Origin of the sequence: Citrobacter sp. Cpo090 (assembly GCF_030332665.1) — a bacterium.
Taxonomy (GTDB): Bacteria; Pseudomonadota; Gammaproteobacteria; order Enterobacterales; family Enterobacteriaceae; genus Citrobacter; species Citrobacter portucalensis.
In genome coordinates, this window is sequence record NZ_JAOWHK010000035.1 from 23,364 (window position 1) to 43,284 (window position 19,921).

The 19,921-nt window shown below is 52.7% G+C and carries 16 protein-coding genes; 13 read left to right on the forward strand and 3 right to left on the reverse strand.

Annotated elements, in window-relative coordinates; translation table 11 throughout:
• The first annotated feature begins 145 nt into the window (after positions 1 to 145).
• The 8 genes from csrD (at position 146) to tldD (ending at position 12,610) form a co-directional block, all read left to right on the forward strand.
• Complete coding sequence (gene csrD, locus OGY83_RS18280; RefSeq protein WP_191213838.1) at positions 146 to 2,086, forward strand: RNase E specificity factor CsrD; 1,941 nt, start codon at positions 146 to 148, stop codon at positions 2,084 to 2,086.
• A 306-nt stretch (positions 2,087 to 2,392) separates the two neighbouring features.
• Entirely contained in the window at positions 2,393 to 3,436 is a 1,044-nt protein-coding gene (gene mreB / locus OGY83_RS18285; RefSeq protein ID WP_000913396.1) for a rod shape-determining protein MreB, read from the forward strand.
• A 66-nt stretch (positions 3,437 to 3,502) separates the two neighbouring features.
• Positions 3,503 to 4,525: a rod shape-determining protein MreC gene (mreC, locus tag OGY83_RS18290; protein WP_286636579.1), complete on the forward strand. Its 1,023-nt coding sequence runs from the start codon at positions 3,503 to 3,505 to the stop codon at positions 4,523 to 4,525.
• Positions 4,526 to 5,014 carry a rod shape-determining protein MreD gene (mreD, locus tag OGY83_RS18295; protein WP_003025196.1) on the forward strand — a complete coding sequence of 163 codons (489 nt, stop codon included), beginning with the start codon at positions 4,526 to 4,528 and terminating at the stop codon, positions 5,012 to 5,014.
• A 7-nt stretch (positions 5,015 to 5,021) separates the two neighbouring features.
• On the forward strand, positions 5,022 to 5,615 hold the full coding sequence (locus tag OGY83_RS18300) for a Maf family protein (protein ID WP_079938244.1): 594 nt from the start codon (positions 5,022 to 5,024) through the stop codon (positions 5,613 to 5,615).
• On the forward strand, positions 5,605 to 7,074 hold the full coding sequence (gene rng, locus OGY83_RS18305; RefSeq protein WP_003828822.1) for a ribonuclease G: 1,470 nt from the start codon (positions 5,605 to 5,607) through the stop codon (positions 7,072 to 7,074). The genes OGY83_RS18300 and rng overlap by 11 nt, the downstream gene beginning before the upstream one ends.
• Positions 7,075 to 7,185: 111 nt before the next feature.
• Positions 7,186 to 11,001, forward strand: a complete 3,816-nt coding sequence (gene yhdP / locus OGY83_RS18310; protein ID WP_286636582.1) for an AsmA2 domain-containing protein YhdP — start codon at positions 7,186 to 7,188, stop codon at positions 10,999 to 11,001.
• A gap of 163 nt (positions 11,002 to 11,164) precedes the next feature.
• Positions 11,165 to 12,610 (forward strand): metalloprotease TldD, encoded by a 1,446-nt coding sequence (gene tldD, locus OGY83_RS18315; protein ID WP_003025183.1) that lies wholly within the window; start codon positions 11,165 to 11,167, stop codon positions 12,608 to 12,610.
• 85 nt (positions 12,611 to 12,695) lie between these two features.
• Here tldD and aaeR read toward each other — a convergent pair whose 3' ends face one another.
• Positions 12,696 to 13,625, reverse strand: a complete 930-nt coding sequence (aaeR, locus tag OGY83_RS18320; protein WP_003828817.1) for an HTH-type transcriptional activator AaeR — start codon at positions 13,623 to 13,625, stop codon at positions 12,696 to 12,698.
• Between the two features lie 184 nt (positions 13,626 to 13,809).
• Between aaeR and aaeX the strand changes: the two genes are divergently transcribed.
• The 4 genes from aaeX to OGY83_RS18340 all read left to right on the forward strand — a co-directional run bounded on the left by aaeX (position 13,810) and on the right by OGY83_RS18340 (position 17,324).
• Positions 13,810 to 14,013, forward strand: coding sequence for a p-hydroxybenzoic acid efflux pump operon protein AaeX (aaeX, locus tag OGY83_RS18325; protein WP_003828816.1), 204 nt, complete (start codon positions 13,810 to 13,812; stop codon positions 14,011 to 14,013).
• A 7-nt stretch (positions 14,014 to 14,020) separates the two neighbouring features.
• Complete coding sequence (gene aaeA, locus OGY83_RS18330) at positions 14,021 to 14,953, forward strand: p-hydroxybenzoic acid efflux pump subunit AaeA (protein WP_267448721.1); 933 nt, start codon at positions 14,021 to 14,023, stop codon at positions 14,951 to 14,953.
• Between the two features lie 5 nt (positions 14,954 to 14,958).
• Positions 14,959 to 16,926 (forward strand): p-hydroxybenzoic acid efflux pump subunit AaeB, encoded by a 1,968-nt coding sequence (gene aaeB, locus OGY83_RS18335; protein ID WP_003828813.1) that lies wholly within the window; start codon positions 14,959 to 14,961, stop codon positions 16,924 to 16,926.
• Positions 16,927 to 17,045: 119 nt separating this feature from the next.
• The gene (locus tag OGY83_RS18340; RefSeq protein WP_003025168.1) at positions 17,046 to 17,324 is read left to right on the forward strand and encodes a barstar family protein; all 279 of its coding nucleotides are present in this window, start codon (positions 17,046 to 17,048) and stop codon (positions 17,322 to 17,324) included.
• Between the two features lie 57 nt (positions 17,325 to 17,381).
• On the opposite strand, the gene yhcN is transcribed toward OGY83_RS18340, so the two are convergent.
• Entirely contained in the window at positions 17,382 to 17,648 is a 267-nt protein-coding gene (gene yhcN, locus OGY83_RS18345) for a peroxide/acid stress response protein YhcN (protein WP_003828812.1), read from the reverse strand.
• Positions 17,649 to 18,024: 376 nt separating this feature from the next.
• Positions 18,025 to 18,495: a transcriptional regulator ArgR gene (gene argR, locus OGY83_RS18350; protein ID WP_003025162.1), complete on the reverse strand. Its 471-nt coding sequence runs from the start codon at positions 18,493 to 18,495 to the stop codon at positions 18,025 to 18,027.
• Between the two features lie 436 nt (positions 18,496 to 18,931).
• On the opposite strand from argR, the gene mdh reads away from it, so the two are divergent.
• Positions 18,932 to 19,867 (forward strand): malate dehydrogenase, encoded by a 936-nt coding sequence (mdh, locus tag OGY83_RS18355; protein WP_008785953.1) that lies wholly within the window; start codon positions 18,932 to 18,934, stop codon positions 19,865 to 19,867.
• Positions 19,868 to 19,921 lie beyond the last annotated feature (54 nt).

Consider the following 19,921-nt stretch of genomic DNA (forward strand, 5'->3'; position numbering starts at 1 on the left):
TGCGCAATAAATTGCCAGATATACCTGATTTGGTAGTATGCCCTCACAGTTTGTATAAATTGACGGATTTTGCCTTCAGTTTTGCATTTTAGAGTCGATTTATTACTTTCAGGCCTGTTTCATAACTGTCGGAGTTAACACAAGGATGCGATTAACGACGAAATTTTCAGCTTTTGTCACGCTGCTTACTGGGTTAACGATCTTCGTGACTCTGATCGGCTGTTCGCTGAGTTTCTACAACGCTATTCAATATAAGTTCACCACGCGCGTTCATGCGGTCGCGACGGCGATTGATACGCATCTGGTCTCCAGAGATGTCGTTGCGTTAACCCCGCAAATCGATGAACTGATGGTTTCTGTTGATATCGTGCGCATCGAACTGTTGCAGGGCGAAAACGTGGTGTATGACCACTCACGTACCAGCAGCTACCGACCGGCAGGGACGAACAATCTTTACCGCGAGATTACCGTACCGTTGGTCAAGCATCCGGGCATGTCATTGCGTCTGGTTTATCAGGATCCGATGGGTAACTATTTCCATTCGCTACTGACCACCGCACCGCTCACGATAGCCATTGCTTTCATTATTCTGATGCTCTTTTTGTCTGTGCGCTGGCTTCAGCGCCAGCTTTCGGGTCAGGAGCTGCTGGAGATTCGTTCCACACGTATTTTGAACGGCGAACGTGGGCCGAACGTGCGGGGAACGGTCTATGAATGGCCTGCGCGCACCAGCAGTGCGCTCGATATGCTGCTGACTGAAATTCAAAATGCCCGCGAGCAACGCAGCCGCCTGGATACGCTGATTCGTTCCTATGTCGCACAGGATACAAAAACCGGGCTAAGCAACCGCTTGTTCTTTGATAACCAACTGGCCACACTGCTGGAAGATCAGGAAAAAGTAGGCTCGCATGGCGTCGTGATGATGGTGCGCCTGCCGGACTTTACGCTGCTGCGCGATAGCTGGGGAATCACCCTCGCGGAAGAACAAATCTCGACGCTGATCAATTTGTTGTCGACTTTTATGACTCGCTATCCGGGCGCGTTGCTGGCGCGCTACCACCGTAGCGATTTTGCAATCCTGCTGCCACACCGCACGTTGAAAGAGGCGGAAAGCATCGCTGGGCAATTATTAAAAGCGGTAGATGCGCTTCCGGCTAATAAAATGATCGATCGTGCCGATATGGTTCATATTGGCATTTGCGTTTGCCGTAGTGGTCAGTCGCCAGAGCAAGTGATGGATCATGCTGAAGCCGCCACCCGGAATTCGGTATTGCAGGGCGGAAACAGCTGGTCGGTCTATGATGACTCGCTGCCGGAAAAAGGTCGGGGCAACGTACGCTGGCGAACGCTGATCGAACAGATGCTCAGCCGGGGCGGGCCGAGAATTTATCAAAAGCCTGCGGTAACGCGTGAAGGCCGGGTGCACCATCGGGAGTTGATGTGCCGTATTTTTGATGGCAACGAAGAGGTCATTTCGGCGGAATATATGCCGATGGTCCTGCAATTTGGCCTGGCTGAAGAGTATGACCGTTTGCAGATAAGCCGTCTGATCCTGCTTTTGGGTTACTGGCCGCAGGAAAATCTGGCGATGCAGACAACGGTCGAATCGCTCATTCGCCCACGTTTTCAGCGCTGGCTGCGTGATACGCTGATGCAGTGCGAAAAATCATTACGTAAACGCATAATTATTGAACTTGCTGAGGCAGATGTCTGTCAACATATCAGCCGGTTACAGCCCGTCATCAGATTGATGAATGCGCTGGGCGTGCGTATTGCCGTTACGCAGGCGGGGTTAACACTGGTGAGCACCAGTTGGATCAAAGAGATTAACGTTGAGTTATTGAAGCTGCATCCAAGTCTGGTGAGGAACATTGATAAGCGAACGGAAAATCAGCTTCTGGTTCAAAGCCTGGTGGAAGCCTGTTCGGGAACACCCACGCAGGTTTACGCCACGGGCGTACGTTCGCGTAGTGAGTGGCATACGCTGACAGAACGCGGAGTTGCGGGTGGGCAAGGGGATTTTTTTGCCGCATCACAACCACTTGACACTAACGTGAAAAAATATTCGCAAAGATACTCGGTTTAACCTGCCGTTTAATTTGTTTTCACGTAGAATAACGCGCGCTGTGCCTTCTGGGGGTGTGCTTGCCTGCTCGCCAGGTTGTAACAGCAAACATGCAGGTGAATGACCTTTGACAGGTTGCAAACAAAAGCGAGGAGTGCTGCTGATTTATTCAGCCCTGATGGACTCAGGCCGGTTTTGTAACAAAGGAAACGAACTGCACTAATTTTCACCGTAGCAGATGATTTTTGCGCCTTGTCGCTGCTGCGTGTGGTTGGTAAAGTAAGCGGATTTTGTTTTCCGCCCCAGCTTTCAGGATTATCCCTTAGTATGTTGAAAAAATTTCGTGGCATGTTTTCCAATGACCTGTCCATTGACCTGGGTACCGCGAATACCCTTATTTATGTAAAAGGACAAGGCATCGTATTGAATGAGCCTTCTGTTGTGGCCATTCGTCAGGATCGTGCCGGTTCGCCGAAAAGCGTGGCTGCAGTAGGTCATGATGCGAAGCAGATGCTGGGTCGTACGCCGGGCAATATCGCTGCAATTCGCCCAATGAAAGACGGCGTTATCGCTGACTTCTTCGTGACTGAAAAAATGCTCCAGCACTTTATTAAGCAAGTGCACAGCAATAGCTTCATGCGCCCAAGCCCGCGCGTACTGGTGTGTGTACCGGTTGGAGCAACTCAGGTTGAACGCCGTGCGATCCGTGAATCAGCTCAGGGCGCAGGTGCTCGTGAAGTGTTCCTGATCGAAGAGCCGATGGCGGCCGCGATCGGTGCGGGTCTGCCAGTTTCTGAAGCAACCGGTTCAATGGTTGTGGATATCGGTGGTGGTACCACTGAAGTTGCCGTTATCTCCCTGAACGGCGTGGTTTACTCCTCTTCTGTCCGTATTGGCGGCGACCGCTTCGATGAAGCCATCATTAATTATGTTCGTCGTAACTACGGTTCTCTGATCGGTGAAGCGACCGCAGAACGTATTAAACACGAGATCGGTTCCGCTTATCCGGGCGACGAAGTGCGCGAGATCGAAGTTCGCGGTCGTAACCTGGCTGAAGGCGTTCCGCGCGGCTTTACCCTGAACTCTAACGAGATTCTGGAAGCCCTGCAGGAACCGCTGACCGGTATCGTGAGCGCAGTAATGGTTGCACTGGAACAGTGCCCGCCGGAACTGGCGTCTGACATCTCCGAACGCGGTATGGTGCTGACCGGTGGCGGTGCGCTGCTGCGTAACCTTGACCGTCTGTTAATGGAAGAAACCGGTATTCCAGTTGTTGTTGCTGAAGATCCGCTGACCTGCGTGGCGCGCGGCGGCGGAAAGGCGCTGGAAATGATCGACATGCACGGCGGCGACCTGTTCAGCGAAGAGTAATCGGATGCAGGTTGGGTAGCCCCCGCGGGTTGCCCTTCCGCTCTGATACGAGAATACGCATAGACTATGAAGCCAATTTTTAGCCGTGGCCCGTCGCTACAGATTCGCCTTATTCTGGCGGTGCTGGTGGCGCTCGGCGTTATTATTGCCGACAGCCGCCTGGGTACGTTTAGTCAAATCCGAACGTACATGGATACCGCCGTCAGTCCTTTCTACTTTATCTCAAATGGTCCTCGTGAATTACTCGACGGCGTGTCGCAAACGCTGGCTTCGCGTGATCAACTCGAACTTGAAAACCGGGCGTTGCGTCAGGAGCTGTTGCTGAAAAACAGCGAATTGCTGATGCTGGGGCAATACAAACAGGAGAACGCGCGTTTGCGTGAGCTGCTGGGATCGCCATTGCGTCAGGACGAACAAAAGATGGTGACGCAGGTTATCTCAACGGTTAATGACCCTTACAGCGATCAGGTCGTGATCGACAAAGGGAGCGTTAACGGCGTCTACGAAGGTCAGCCGGTTATTAGCGACAAAGGCGTAGTAGGCCAGGTCGTGGCGGTGGCTAAACTGACCAGCCGCGTGCTGCTGATTTGCGATGCGACGCATGCGCTGCCCATTCAGGTACTGCGTAACGATATTCGCGTGATCGCTGCCGGTAACGGCTGCACAGACGATCTTCAGCTCGAACATCTGCCGGCCAATACCGACATTCGTGTTGGCGATGTGCTGGTCACCTCGGGTCTGGGCGGACGTTTCCCTGAAGGTTATCCGGTTGCTGTTGTTTCTTCCGTTAAGCTGGACACTCAGCGTGCTTATACCGTGATTCAGGCTCGCCCGACCGCGGGTCTGCAGCGTCTGCGCTATCTGCTGCTGTTGTGGGGTGCCGATCGTAATGGCGCAAACCCGATGACGCCGGAAGAAGTTCACCGCGTTGCTAATGAACGTCTGATGCAAATGATGCCGCAAGTGCTGCCTGCGCCAGATGCCATGGGGCCGCCTGCGCCAGTGCCAGCTCCCGCAACAGGTGTGACTCCTGCGCCTGTGGATACCATGCCGCCACAACCTGCTCCGCGTAAGCCGGGAGGACAGTAAGTGGCAAGCTATCGTAGCCAGGGACGTTGGGTGATTTGGCTCTCGTTCCTTATTGCACTGTTGCTGCAAGTCATGCCCTGGCCGGATGACATTCTGGTTTTCCGGCCAAACTGGGTGCTGCTCATCTTGTTGTATTGGATCCTGGCGCTGCCGCATCGCGTAAATGTGGGCACGGGATTTGTGGTGGGTGCCATACTGGATCTCATCAGCGGCTCCACGCTTGGCGTGCGCGCATTGTCGATGAGTATCATTGCTTATCTGGTCGCGCTGAAATTCCAGCTATTCCGAAACCTCGCGCTCTGGCAACAAGCGCTGGTGGTCATGTTGTTATCACTGGTCGTGGATATTATTGTTTTCTGGGCCGAGTTTTTAGTGATCAACGTCTCTTTCAGACCTGAAGTGTTCTGGAGTAGTGTAGTGAATGGTGTGCTTTGGCCATGGCTATTCTTACTGATGCGTAAAGTCCGTCAGCAGTTTGCGGTGCAATAAGGTTGATATGAATACTCTGTATCTTGCTTCAGGTTCTCCACGTCGTCAGGAGTTGCTCGCTCAGCTTGGTGTTACGTTTGAACGACTGGTCCCTGGGATTGAAGAACAGCGACACCCGCAGGAAAGCGCGCAGCAGTATGTTTCCCGTCTGGCGCGCGAAAAAGCGCAGGCAGGCGTAGCGCTGGCACAGCGCGATTTGCCGGTATTGGGTGCGGATACCATCGTTATCCTTAATGGCGAAGTGTTGGAAAAACCGCACGACGCCGCCCATGCCGCAGCAATGCTGCGCAAACTGTCGGGCAAAACGCATCAAGTTATGACGGCCGTGGCACTGGCCGATCGCCAGCACAGTCTGGACTGCCTGGTAGTGACGGAAGTGACATTCAGAGCACTAACCGATGAGGACATCGCAGGCTACGTTGCCAGCGGTGAACCAATGGATAAAGCAGGTGCATACGGTATTCAAGGGTTGGGTGGCTGTTTTGTCAGGAAGATAAATGGCAGCTATCACGCCGTAGTCGGCTTACCGCTGGTAGAAACGTATGAGTTGCTGACCAATTTTAACGCACTGCGTGAGAAAAGGGATAAACATGACGGCTGAATTGTTGGTAAACGTAACGCCATCGGAAACTCGGGTGGCTTACATTGATGGCGGTATTCTGCAGGAAATTCATATTGAACGTGAGGCGCGACGCGGAATCGTAGGCAATATCTACAAAGGTCGTGTAAGTCGTGTACTTCCGGGTATGCAGGCGGCTTTTGTAGATATTGGACTGGATAAAGCCGCATTTCTTCACGCTTCTGACATCATGCCGCACACCGAATGCGTGGCGGGTGAAGAACAAAAACAGTTCACAGTACGCGACATTTCTGAACTGGTGCGCCAGGGTCAGGATCTGATGGTGCAGGTGGTAAAAGATCCGCTGGGAACTAAAGGCGCACGCCTGACGACGGACATCACGCTGCCTTCCCGTTATCTCGTCTTTATGCCGGGTGCTTCGCACGTTGGCGTATCCCAACGTATCGAAAGCGAAACCGAACGCGAACGCCTGAAAAAAGTGGTAGCGGATTACTGCGATGAGCAGGGGGGCTTCATCATTCGCACGGCGGCGGAAGGCGTATGCGAAGAGGATCTGGCTTCGGATGCTGCCTACCTGAAGCGCGTCTGGACGAAAGTCATGGAGCGTAAAAAGCGCCCGCAAACGCGCTACCAGATGTATGGTGAACTGGCACTGGCACAGCGCGTGTTGCGTGACTTTGCCGATGCGCAGCTTGACCGCATCCGCGTCGACTCCCGTCTGACCTATGAGGCGTTACTGGAATTTACGGCGGAATATATCCCCGAGATGACCAGCAAGCTGGAACATTACAGCGGGCGCCAGCCTATTTTTGATCTCTTTGACGTAGAGAATGAAATTCAGCGCGCGCTGGAACGCAAAGTTGAGCTGAAGTCCGGCGGTTATCTGATCATCGATCAAACCGAAGCGATGACCACCGTCGATATCAATACCGGCGCGTTTGTTGGGCATCGTAATCTCGACGACACTATCTTTAATACTAATATTGAAGCAACGCAGGCCATTGCTCGTCAGCTGCGTCTGCGTAACCTCGGCGGCATTATCATTATCGATTTTATCGACATGAATAATGAAGATCACCGCCGCCGGGTGCTGCACTCTCTGGAGCAGGCTCTGAGCAAGGATCGCGTAAAAACCAGCATTAACGGTTTTTCACAGCTGGGCCTGGTGGAGATGACGCGCAAGCGTACACGTGAAAGCGTGGAACATGTACTGTGCAACGAGTGTCCGACCTGCCATGGGCGTGGTACGGTGAAAACGGTGGAAACCGTATGCTATGAAATCATGCGCGAAATCGTGCGGGTACACCATGCATATGACTCCGATCGTTTCCTGGTTTATGCCTCTCCGGCAGTGGCTGAAACCCTGAAAGGTGAAGAGTCACATGCGCTGGCGGAAGTTGAGATCTTTGTCGGCAAACAGGTCAAAGTACAAGTCGAACCGCTGTATAACCAGGAGCAGTTCGACGTCGTCATGATGTAAATCGTGTAGTGGCACCCGCGCATGTAGGCCGGATAAGGCGCAAGCGCCGTCATCCGGCAATATTCACTCAAGGGGTGTGAGTCATATTTTTTGGTAGACAAGGAGAGGCGCGTGAGGCGATTGCCGGGGATATTACTGCTCACTGGAGCCGCATTCGTTGTCATCGCAGCGCTGCTGGTCAGTGGACTGCGCCTTGCGTTACCTCATCTTGATAGCTGGCGTCCGGCCATTCTTGGCAAGATTGAATCCGCCACAGGTCTACCTGTTTCCGCCAGTCAGCTTTCTGCCAGCTGGCAAAATTTCGGCCCTACGCTTGAAGCGCGCAATATCCATGCGCAGCTGAAAGACGGGGGCGAATTTTCGGTAAAACGCGTCACGCTGGCGCTGGATGTCTGGCAAAGTTTGCTGCACATGCGCTGGCAGTTTCGCGATCTCACCTTCTGGCAGCTGCAGTTGCGCACCAATACTCCTATCCAGCGCAGCGAAGGCGGAGATGGAATTGAAACTGACCATCTCAGCGATCTCTTCCTGCGCCAGTTTGATCATTTCGATCTACGCGACAGCCATATCAGCTTTATAACCCTCTCAGGTCAACGTGCTGAACTGGCGATCCCACAGCTAACCTGGCTGAACGGTAAAAATCGGCATCGCGCTGAGGGTCAGGTCAGCCTCTCCAGCCTGACCGGACAGCATGGCGTTATGCAGGTGCGTATGGATCTGCGTGACGACAACGGGCTGTTGAATAACGGTCGGGTCTGGCTGCAGGCCGACGATATCGACGTCAAGCCGTGGCTGGGTAAATGGATGCAGGATAATGTCGCGCTGCAAACCGCGCGTTTTAGCCTGGAAGCATGGATGACGATCAGCAAAGGCGTCGTTTCTGGTGGCGATGTCTGGCTAAAAAAAGGCGGGGCAAGTTGGCTGGGTGAAAATCGTACGCACACGCTCTCCGTCGATAATCTGACGGCGCACATCAGCCATGAAGGGCCGGGCTGGCAATTCTCTATTCCCGATACCCGTATCACCATGGATGATAAACCCTGGCCGAGCGGTGCATTAACGCTGGCCTGGATCCCTGAGCAGGAGGTCGGTGGCGAGAATAACAAACGCAGCGACGAGCTACGCATTCGCGCCAGCAATCTGGAACTGGCCGGGTTAGAAGGGCTACGTCCGATGGCGTCCAGGTTATCGCCTGCGTTGGGTGATATTTGGCGGGCCACGCAACCAAGTGGCAAGATCGATGTGTTGGCACTGGATATCCCGTTACAGGCGACAGAAAAAACCCGCTTCCTGTCCTCGTGGACCGATTTGGCCTGGAAACAGTGGAAGCTGCTGCCGGGGGCAGAACATTTCTCCGGTACGCTTGCTGGCAGCGTTGAAAATGGGGCACTCACCGCCTCGATGAAGCAAGCCAAAATGCCGTATGAAACCGTCTTTCGCGCGCCGCTAGAAATAGAGAACGGTGTGGCGACGCTAAGCTGGCTGAAGAATGATAAAGGCTTCCAGCTAGATGGGCGCAACATCGATGTTAAAGCGAAAGCGGTACGCGCGCGCGGTGGTTTTCGCTATCTGCAGCCCGCCGGTGATGAGCCATGGTTGGGCATTCTGGCAGGCATCAGCACCGACGATGGCTCTCAGGCCTGGCGCTATTTCCCGGAAAACCTGATGGGCAAAGAGCTGGTTGACTACCTCAGCGGCGCTATTCAGGGCGGGGAAGCGGATAACGCCACGCTGGTGTATGGCGGCAACCCGCATCTGTTCCCGTATCTGCACAATGAAGGGCAGTTTCAGGTTCTGGTGCCGCTACGCAATGCGAAATTTGCTTTCCAGCCCGACTGGCCTGCGCTGACCGATCTCAATATCGAACTGAACTTCATTAACGATGGCCTGTGGATGAAGACGGATAGCGTCAATTTAGGCGGCGTGAAGGCCAGTAACCTGACGGCCAATATTCCCGACTATGCAAAAGAAAAGCTGCTGATTGATGCCGATATCAACGGGCCAGGCAAGGCGGTTGGACCTTATTTTGATGAGACTCCATTGAAGGATTCTCTCGGCGCCACTCTGGAACAGTTGCAAATTGATGGTGATGTGAATGCTCGCTTACATCTTGATATTCCGCTAGACGGCTCGCTGGTTACCGCCAAAGGCGACGTCAACCTGCGTAATAACAGCCTGTTTATTAAACCGCTCGACAGCACGCTGAAGAATTTGAATGGTAAATTTAGCTTTATCAACGGCGATCTGAAGAGCGAGCCGATGACGGCGAACTGGTTTAATCAGCCGCTGAACGTTGACTTCTCCACCACCGAAGGGGCGAAAGCCTATCAGGTAGCCGTGAACCTGCAAGGCGACTGGCAGCCAACCCGCATGGGGATTTTACCGGCGCAGGTCAACGATGCGTTAAGCGGCAGCATGGCGTGGAATGGCAAGGTGGGTATCGATCTTCCGTATCATGCCGGACCGACCTACGACATTGAGCTAAAAGGCGACCTGAAGAATGTAAGTAGTCACTTACCTGCTCCGCTAAATAAGGCGGCCGGTGAAGCGTTGCCGGTGAATGTTAAGGCCAATGGTAATCTGCGCAGCTTTGATCTGACCGGTAATGCTGGCAGTAAGAACCACTTTAACAGCCGCTGGTTGCTGAATCAGAAACTGACGCTTGACCGCGCAATCTGGACGTCGGAAAGCCGTACTGTGCCCGCGTTACCCGAGCAGCAAGGCATTGAGCTTAATCTTCCCCCTATGGATGGCGCGCAATGGCTGGCGTTGTTCCAAAAAGGCGCGGCGGATAACGTTGGCACTAATGCCAACTTCCCACAGCGCATCACCGTGCGTACGCCATCGTTATCCCTAGGTGGTCAGCAGTGGAATAATTTGAGTATTGTGTCCGAGCCTGCGAGCAATGGCTCCATCGTGCAGGCGCAGGGCCGTGAAATTAACGCCACGCTGGCGATGCGCAATAATGCGCCATGGCTGGCCAATATTAAGTATCTTTATTACAACCCCAGCACGGCGAAAGCTTCACCGACGAAAGCTGCACTGAATAGTACTCCAGCCTCGCCGTTTTCCGCCGTGGACAACTTCAGCTTCCGCGGCTGGCCGGATCTTCAGTTACGCTGTGCTGAGTGCTGGATGTGGGGGCAGAAATATGGGCGCATTGATGCCGATGTAGCGATTAAAGGCGACACGCTAACGCTGAGCAACGGTCTGTTGGATACAGGCTTTGCCAGACTGACCACCGATGGCGTGTGGGTGAATACGCCGGGCAAAGAGCGAACGTCACTGAAGGGTAAACTGAGCGGTAATAAAATTGACTCCGCTGCCAGTTTCTTTGGCGTATCGACCCCGATTCGTAACTCTTCGTTCAACGTGGAGTATGACCTGCACTGGCGTAACCCGCCATGGGATCCGGATGAAGCTTCGCTGAATGGGATTTTGCGTACCCGGTTGGGCAAAGGTGAGATAACCGAACTCAGCACCGGACATGCGGGGCAACTATTGCGACTGCTGAGCTTTGATGCGTTGCTACGTAAACTGCGTTTTGATTTTAGCGATACCTTCAGTGAAGGTTTCTATTTCGACTCGATTCGCAGTACGGCGTGGATCAAAGATGGTGTGATGCATACCGACGACACGCTGGTGGATGGTCTGGAGGCAGACATTGCGATGAAAGGCTCAGTGAACCTGGTCCGTCGGGAGCTGGATATGGAAGCCATTGTCGCGCCTGAAATTTCTGCCACCGTAGGGGTTGCCGCTGCGTTTGCTGTCAACCCGATTGTCGGCGCGGCGGTGTTTGCTGCCAGTAAGGTTCTGGGACCATTGTGGAGCAAAGTTTCGATTCTGCGCTATCGCATCACCGGTCCGGTCGATAAACCGCAGATTAACGAAGTTCTGCGTCAGCCGCGCAAAGAAAGCCAGCAATGATTTGACGGGGGCGAGTAATTGCCCCAATCTCAGTACAGTGATCTTCTACCGCAGTCCGTAGGCCGGAAAAGGCGTTCACGCCGCCATCCGGCATTGAAGTGCCTGATGGCGACGCTGGCGCGTCTTATCAGGCCTACAACAGAAACTAATGAGTACCAAAACGATGAGTCTGAACCTGGTAAGTGAACAATTGCTAGCGGCGAATGGCCTGAAACATCAGGATCTGTTTGCCATTCTGGGCCAACTGGCCGAACGCCGTCTTGACTACGGCGATCTCTATTTTCAGTCGAGCTATCACGAATCCTGGGTTTTAGAAGACCGCATCATTAAAGACGGTTCTTACAATATCGATCAGGGTGTTGGCGTGCGCGCCATCAGCGGCGAAAAAACAGGGTTTGCCTATGCAGACCAGATTAGCCTGCTGGCGTTGGAGCAAAGTGCTCATGCTGCCCGTACTATCGTGCGTGACAGCGGTGACGGCAAAGTAAAAACGCTGGGAGCGGTTGAGCATCAGGCGCTTTACACCTCGGTTGATCCGTTACAGAGCATGAGCCGCGAAGAGAAACTGGATATTCTGCGTCGCGTTGATAGCGTGGCCCGTGCCGCTGACAAACGCGTCCAGGAAGTCACCGCCAGCCTGACCGGTGTTTATGAACTGATCCTGGTAGCTGCGACCGACGGCACGTTGGCCGCTGACGTTCGTCCGCTGGTACGCCTGTCCGTAAGCGTACAGGTTGAAGAGGATGGTAAGCGCGAGCGAGGTGCCAGCGGTGGTGGCGGTCGTTTTGGCTATGACTATTTCCTCGGCGACCTCGATGGTGAAGTTCGTGCTGACGCCTGGGCGAAAGAGGCCGTACGCATGGCGTTGGTTAATCTGTCCGCGGTAGCGGCGCCTGCTGGTACGCTGCCGGTAGTACTCGGCGCTGGCTGGCCTGGCGTCCTGTTGCATGAAGCGGTCGGTCATGGTCTGGAAGGTGACTTTAACCGCCGCGGTACCTCGGTATTCAGCGGTCACATGGGTGAACTGGTGGCGTCGGAACTGTGTACCGTTGTGGATGATGGCACAATGGCGGACCGTCGTGGCTCTGTGGCTATTGATGATGAAGGCACACCGGGTCAGTACAACGTGCTGATTGAAAACGGTATTCTGAAAGGCTACATGCAGGACAAACTGAACGCGCGCCTGATGGGCGTCGCGCCAACGGGTAACGGTCGCCGTGAATCTTACGCGCACCTGCCGATGCCACGTATGACCAACACCTACATGCTGCCTGGGAAATCCACGCCGCAAGAAATCATCGAATCCGTTGAATACGGTATTTATGCGCCTAACTTCGGCGGCGGCCAGGTGGATATCACCTCCGGGAAATTTGTGTTCTCGACGTCTGAAGCGTATCTGATTGAAAACGGTAAAGTAACCAAACCGGTGAAAGGCGCGACGCTGATTGGGTCTGGTATCGAAGCGATGCAGCAGATTTCGATGGTAGGTAACGACCTGAAGCTGGATAACGGGGTTGGTGTGTGCGGTAAAGAAGGGCAGAGCCTGCCGGTGGGCGTGGGCCAGCCGACGCTGAAGGTGGATAACCTGACGGTGGGTGGTACTGCATAACATCATGATGTATGCCCGATAAGCACCAGTGCCATCGGGCATCTTTTCGGATGCGGCGTCAACGCCTTATCCGGTCGACACTCTTTTATTTCTCTTTTCCCCGGCCGTACATCCCCTGAAAAAGCTGCGCCACATCGACAAAATAATCCGTCAGATAGTTAATCACTACCTGGACCTTGAGCGGCAGTTTGTCTTTTTCGGTATACAGCGCATAGACCGGACGCGGATCCGACTGGTAGCGGGGGAGCAGGATCTCTACTTCACCGCGATTGATCTCATTGATAACCCACATTAGCGGCACATAGGCAATACCCGCGCCCGCGGCCAGCCAGCGCACCAATGTCATCGGATCGTTAGTCACAAAACGACCTTCTGGGATCAGGCGGGTGGAAATTCCTTCCGGAGCGATAAGCTCGAATTCATTATCCGGGCGCACGCTGTATTCCAGCCACGAGTGGTTGCTGAGATCGGCGGGTTTCTCCGGGGCGCCAAACTGTGCGAGATAGCTTTTAGCCGCGCAGACCACCATCGGCATAGCGCCCAGGCGACGTGAAAACAGACTGGAGTCCTGCAACGCACCGACGCGGATAACCACGTCCAGACCATCGGCGATTAAATCCGGTGCCGGGATGCCTGTTACCAGATTTACCGTCAGACCGGGGTATTCCTTCAGCATTGTCGCGGTCAATCCGGCGAGGACATTTTGTGCCATGGTTGAAGAACAACCAATGCGCAGTGTACCGATGGGCGTGTTGTTAAAGGCATAAAGCTGCTCGTGAACATCCTGCGCTTCGTGCAGCATTCTCCGGCAGCCCTGATAGTAAATTTTACCAGCTTCGGTCAGCCCAATGCTGCGTGTACTGCGGTTTAACAGCTTGACCTGTAGCTCATCTTCCAGTTTAGAGACCGTCTGGCTTATCGATGAAACGCTCATTTGTAGCTGTCTTGCTGCGGCGGTGAAGGAGCCCAGTTCGACGACTTTGGCGAACACCGACATACGTTTTAATCGTTCCATTGTTCACTCTGGCTTAAAAGTGATTTAGATCACATAATATAGATAACAGCATAACAGTTACGTTAATATATTATTATTCAAATAACAGCTATGTCGCTCTCGCCTGGCTCACCCTTGCCCTTCTCTGCGGTGACATACGCTAGAAAATCTATCACCTGCACTCTCTTAAGTTACCAAGGTCAACATGAGTCTGTTTCCCGTTATCGTGGTGTTTGGCTTGTCCTTCCCACCGATTTTTTTCGAATTACTTTTGTCACTGGCGATTTTCTGGCTGGTGCGCCGGATGCTGGTTCCAACCGGCATCTATGACTTTGTCTGGCATCCGGCTCTGTTTAACACCGCGCTGTATTGCTGCCTGTTCTATTTAATAACGCGCCTGTTCGTTTGAGGTTGAAGTGAAAACACTAACAAAAAAACTCTCCCGTACGGCCACGACTCTCGTACTGGTCATTCTGGCCTTCATCGCTATTTTTCGCGCATGGGTGTATTACACCGAGTCGCCATGGACACGTGATGCGCGTTTCAGCGCAGATGTCGTCGCTATTGCGCCAGATGTTGCGGGGCTTATTTCCAACGTTAACGTCCATGATAACCAACTGGTGAAAAAGGATCAGATCCTGTTCACCATCGATCAGCCACGCTATAAAAAAGCCCTTGAGCAGGCCGAAGCTGATGTTTCTTATTATCAGGTTCTGGCCCAGGAAAAACGCCAGGAGGCTGGTCGTCGTAACCGCCTGGGCGTGCAGGCCATGTCTCGTGAAGAGATTGACCAGTCAAACAACGTCCTGCAAACCGTATTACACCAGCTTGCGAAAGCACAAGCGACCCGCGACCTGGCAAAATTAGATCTGGAACGTACCGTCATTCGCGCACCAGCTGACGGTTGGGTCACTAACCTGAACGTCTATAGCGGCGAATTTATTACGCGTGGTTCCACAGCGGTGGCGCTGGTCAAGCAGCATTCTTTCTATGTGCTGGCCTATATGGAAGAAACCAAACTGGAAGGCGTTCGCCCTGGATATCGTGCTGAGATCACCCCGCTTGGCAGTAATAATGTCTTAAAAGGCACCGTTGATAGCGTGGCGGCGGGGGTCACGAATGCCAGCAGTACGCAGGATGCAAAAGGTATGGCGACCATTGATTCCAATCTGGAATGGGTGCGTCTGGCGCAGCGTGTCCCGGTGCGAATCCGCCTTGATGAGCAGCAGGGAACTCTGTGGCCTGCCGGGACAACGGCTACCGTTGTCATTACCGGTAAGCAGGACCGTGATGCAAGCCAGGAGTCCTTTTTCCGTAAAATAGCGCACCGCCTGCGCGAGTTTGGTTAATTGCGATGGGTATTTTCTCCATTGCCAACCAGCATATCCGCTTTGCGGTAAAACTGGCATGCGCGATTGTACTGGCGCTGTTCGTTGGCTTTCACTTCCAACTTGAGACCCCGCGTTGGGCTGTGCTGACCGCGGCCATTGTGGCGGCAGGTCCGGCCTTTGCTGCGGGTGGGGAACCCTATTCAGGGGCTATCCGCTATCGCGGCATGCTACGTATTGTCGGGACATTTATCGGTTGTATTGCCGGACTGATCATTATCATCAGCATGATCCGCGCTCCGTTATTGATGATCCTGGTGTGCTGTATCTGGGCCGGTTTTTGTACCTGGATCTCGTCACTGGTGAAGATCGAGAACTCCTATGCCTGGGGGCTTTCGGGCTATACGGCGCTGATCATCGTCATTACCATTCAGGCCGAACCGCTGCTGACGCCGCAATTTGCGCTCGAACGTTGCAGTGAAATTGTGATGGGGATTGTCTGCGCCATTGTGGCCGATCTGCTTTTCTCTCCCCGTTCGATAAAACAAGAGATTGATGTTGAGCTGGACAGCCTGCTGGTGGCGCAATATCAACTGATGCAGTTGTGCATTAAGCACGGCGACAGCGAGGTCGTGGATAAAGCCTGGGGCGATTTAGTCCGTCGTACTGCAGCGCTGGAAGGCATGCGCAGTAACCTGAATATGGAGTCTTCACGCTGGGGGCGTGCTAACCGCAGGCTTAAAGCATTGAACACGCTGTCTCTCACGCTCATCACGCAGTCCTGTGAAACCTACCTTATTCAGAACACCCGACCAGAACTGATCACTGATACTTTCCGCGAGTTGTTCGATACGTCGGTTGAAACGGCGCAGGATGTCCACAAACAGCTGAAGCGGATGCGTCGGGTGATTGCCTGGACCGGCGAGCGCGAAACGCCGGTCACCATATACAGCTGGGCGGGAGCCGCGACGCGCTACCTGCTGCTCAAACGCGGTGTGGTGAGTAATACCAAGATTAGCGCTACGGAAGAAGAGATCCTGCAAGGTGAGCCGGTGGTGAAAGTGGAGTCTGCCGAGCGTCATCATGCGATGGTTAACTTCTGGCGTACCACGCTTTCTTGTGTGCTGGGAACCTTATTCTGGCTATGGACCGGATGGACCTCCGGCAGCGGTGCAATGGTGATGATTGCGGTCGTCACCTCGCTGGCAATGCGTTTGCCAAATCCCCGCATGGTGGCGATAGACTTTATCTATGGGACGTTGGCAGCGTTACCGCTCGGAGCGCTCTATTTCCTGGTGATTATCCCCAATACGCAACAAAGTATGTTCCTACTGTGCCTGAGCCTGGCGGTGCTGGGATTCTTTCTGGGGATTGAGGTACAGAAACGACGGCTGGGATCGATGGGGGCGCTGGCCAGCACCATTAATATCATTGTGCTGGATAACCCGATGACCTTCCACTTTAGCCAGTTCCTCGACAGCGCGTTGGGGCAAATTGTTGGCTGCGTGTTGGCGTTTATCGTTATTCTGCTGGTGCGTGATAACTCTCGTGACAGAACGGGCCGCGTGTTGCTCAACCAGTTCGTGTCGGCGGCGGTTTCTGCGATGACCACCAACGTGGTACGTCGCAAAGAAAACCACCTCCCGGCGCTTTATCAGCAGCTGTTTTTGCTGATGAACAAGTTTCCCGGAGATCTGGCGAAGTTTCGCCTGGCGCTGACGATGATCATCGCGCACCAGCGCCTGCGTGATGCGCCGGTACCGGTAAACGAGGATCTATCCGCATTCCATCGCCAGCTTCGTCGAACTGCCGATCACGTAATTTCAGCAGGAAATGACGACAAGCGCCGACGCTACTTTAGCCAGTTACTGGAGGAGCTTGATATCTACCAGGAAAAATTAATTATCTGGCAAGCACCACCGCAGGTGACCGAGCCAGTAAAACGACTCAGCGGGATGCTGCACAAATACCAGCATGCGCTGGTCAGTAATTAAGAGTTGAAAACCGATGCTAAAAGCGTCGGTTTTTTTATGGCTATACTTACCTGAAAATGCGAGAGACCCTTACATATTGGCGGTCTGTAGAGTGGCTGGCGTCGGGATGGTGGCTATAGATGAACATCTATACATTTGATTTTGACGAGATAGAAGATCAGGGTGATTTCTACCGCGAGTTTACGCGCACGTTCGGTCTGGCGCGGGAAAAGGTGGTTGATTTGGATTCTCTGTGGGAGGTGGTGATCGGCGAAGTCTTGCCGCTGCCGCTGGAAATTGAATTTGTCCATTTGCCTGACAAACTACGCAGGCGATACGGCGCGTTGATTTTACTGTTCGATGAAGCGGAAGAAGAGCTGGAAGGGCAGTTGCGTTTTAACGTTCGCCACTCAATGTAAGACATAAAAAAGCCCCCGGCAGGCGGGGGCAAGTCGTCGGACTTAGACGACGAGGGTTTATTTGTAGAGTTCTGCAGTAGCGTGCCAGTGAGCACCTTCACGGAGTTCGGTGACGCGATAGCTGCTTGCGCCTGCTTTTTCAGCTTTAGCGGCGATGGCCTGACGCATGTCCATTGGTGAACTACCGATCTGAGAGACGGAGACGCTACCGATGGATTGCAGATTCTGTGCTTCTTGTGAGTTCACCTGAGTAACCGCGGCGCTTGCACCGAAGGAGAGAACAGAAAGAAGGCTTAAGGTTGCAATAGTAGTTTTGATTTTCATGATATTTACCTCGTCGAATTCTTTTATAGGGGTCTGCGTTTCGTGATCCTCATCACAAAATCAAGTATACACTAATAACTCGATAAATTAATACCACGCTAATTGTTTCGTTAGGTATTAAGTGTTAAGAAAAATGTTTTTTATAACTAAATGGAATTAAAAATGGAGTTAAAAACACCAGTTGTTAGATAAATATAATAAAATCATGAGCATACAAAATTTTGCAAAATGTGCGTTTTTAAAACTACGTATTCACCACGTGAATGTGTTTTGATGGTTAAACGCACCATTTGTTAAATCAATAGCAGTGAAAAATAGAAGGAAGGGGATGGAAAGAGAGTGTTTTCCCCCGCCGCGAGGCGACGGGGAGGCGGTATTACAGTTCTTGTTCGAACAGTTCCAGAATGGCTTCGTACAGATCTTTTACCGTAAAACCCTTAGCTGGGGTGGTGAAGATGGTATCGTCACCGGCAATCGTACCCAGGATACCTTCCGCTTTCCCCAATGAGTCCAGCAGACGTGCAATCAACTGAGCAGCGCCAGGGCTGGTATGAATAACCACGACCGCATCGTTATAGTCGATATCCAGCACCAGATTTTTCAGCGGACTGGAGGTCGTGGGTACGCCCAGCTCAGCCGGAAGGCAGTACACCATTTCCATTTTCGCATTGCGGGTACGCACGGCGCCAAATTTGGTCAGCATGCGTGAAACCTTGGACTGATTGATATTATCAAAGCCCTGATCCTGCAACGCGAGGACGATTTCGCCTTGAGAGCTGAACTTTTCTTCTTTAAGTAGCGCTTTAAACGCCTTTACTAATTCTTCTTGTTTTGCCGAGCTTCGCATAAGTCACCCGTAATATGGCGGTAGAAACAACATTATTGTGCATACAGATGAATTTTTATGCAAACAGTCTGCCTTGTTCAAGGCTGAAATAATGTTATGAAAGAGCGGAATTTTATCAAATTTCGTTATCAAGAAACATGCCTGTGTCACGGCTCGCAAATAAGGTTAAAAGTAAATTAAATGTTATCAAATTGATGTTGTTTTGAGAGGTGGGTAGGGTATATTGTCAGCACCTGTTGGAAAGTTGCTCTACTGTGTGGGTGGTTTTGAATTACGTAACTTAGGTTTTATTTTACGTAAGTTAAATGCATAAAAGCCAAATTTGCGTGACTACGCATTCTTGACGCGTGGTTGTTGTATTCATTGGATTTGTGAATTAAGGTCGCCGCCGCGGAGCAATAGACATTTTGCTTATCAATATAATAAGGAGTTTAGGATGAAAGTTGCAGTCCTCGGCGCTGCTGGTGGTATCGGTCAGGCGCTAGCATTACTGTTAAAAACCCAACTGCCTTCAGGTTCAGAACTCTCCCTGTACGACATCGCTCCAGTAACACCTGGTGTGGCCGTTGATTTGAGCCATATCCCTACTGCTGTGAAAATCAAAGGCTTCAGCGGCGAAGACGCTACCCCTGCACTGGAAGGTGCTGATGTGGTACTGATCTCTGCGGGCGTCGCACGTAAACCGGGTATGGATCGTTCCGACCTGTTCAACGTCAACGCCGGTATCGTGAAGAACCTGGTGCAGCAAGTTGCTAAAACCTGCCCGAAAGCGTGTATCGGTATCATCACCAACCCGGTGAATACTACCGTTGCTATCGCTGCAGAAGTGCTGAAAAAAGCAGGCGTATACGATAAGAACAAACTGTTTGGCGTGACCACGCTGGACATCATCCGCTCCAACACCTTTGTTGCGGAACTGAAAGGCAAACAACCTGGCGACGTTGAAGTTCCGGTTATTGGCGGCCACTCTGGCGTGACCATCCTGCCACTGCTGTCACAAATTCCTGGCGTAAGCTTCACCGAACAAGAAGCCGCTGACCTGACTAAACGTATCCAGAATGCGGGTACTGAAGTTGTGGAAGCTAAAGCCGGTGGCGGTTCTGCAACCCTGTCTATGGGTCAGGCTGCTGCACGTTTCGGCCTGTCCCTGGTTCGCGCATTGAGCGGCGAAAAAGGTGTGGTTGAATGTGCTTACGTTGAAGGCGACGGCCAGTATGCTCGCTTCTTCTCTCAGCCGCTGCTGCTGGGCAAAAACGGCGTAGAAGAGCGTCAGTCTATCGGCAAGCTGAGCGCGTTTGAACAAAGCTCGCTGGAAGGTATGTTGGATACGCTGAAGAAAGATATCACTCTGGGCGAAGAGTTCGTTAAGTAACGCGAAGAGAGGCCTGCGTGTATTTGTAGGCCTGATAAGCGTAGTACCATCAGG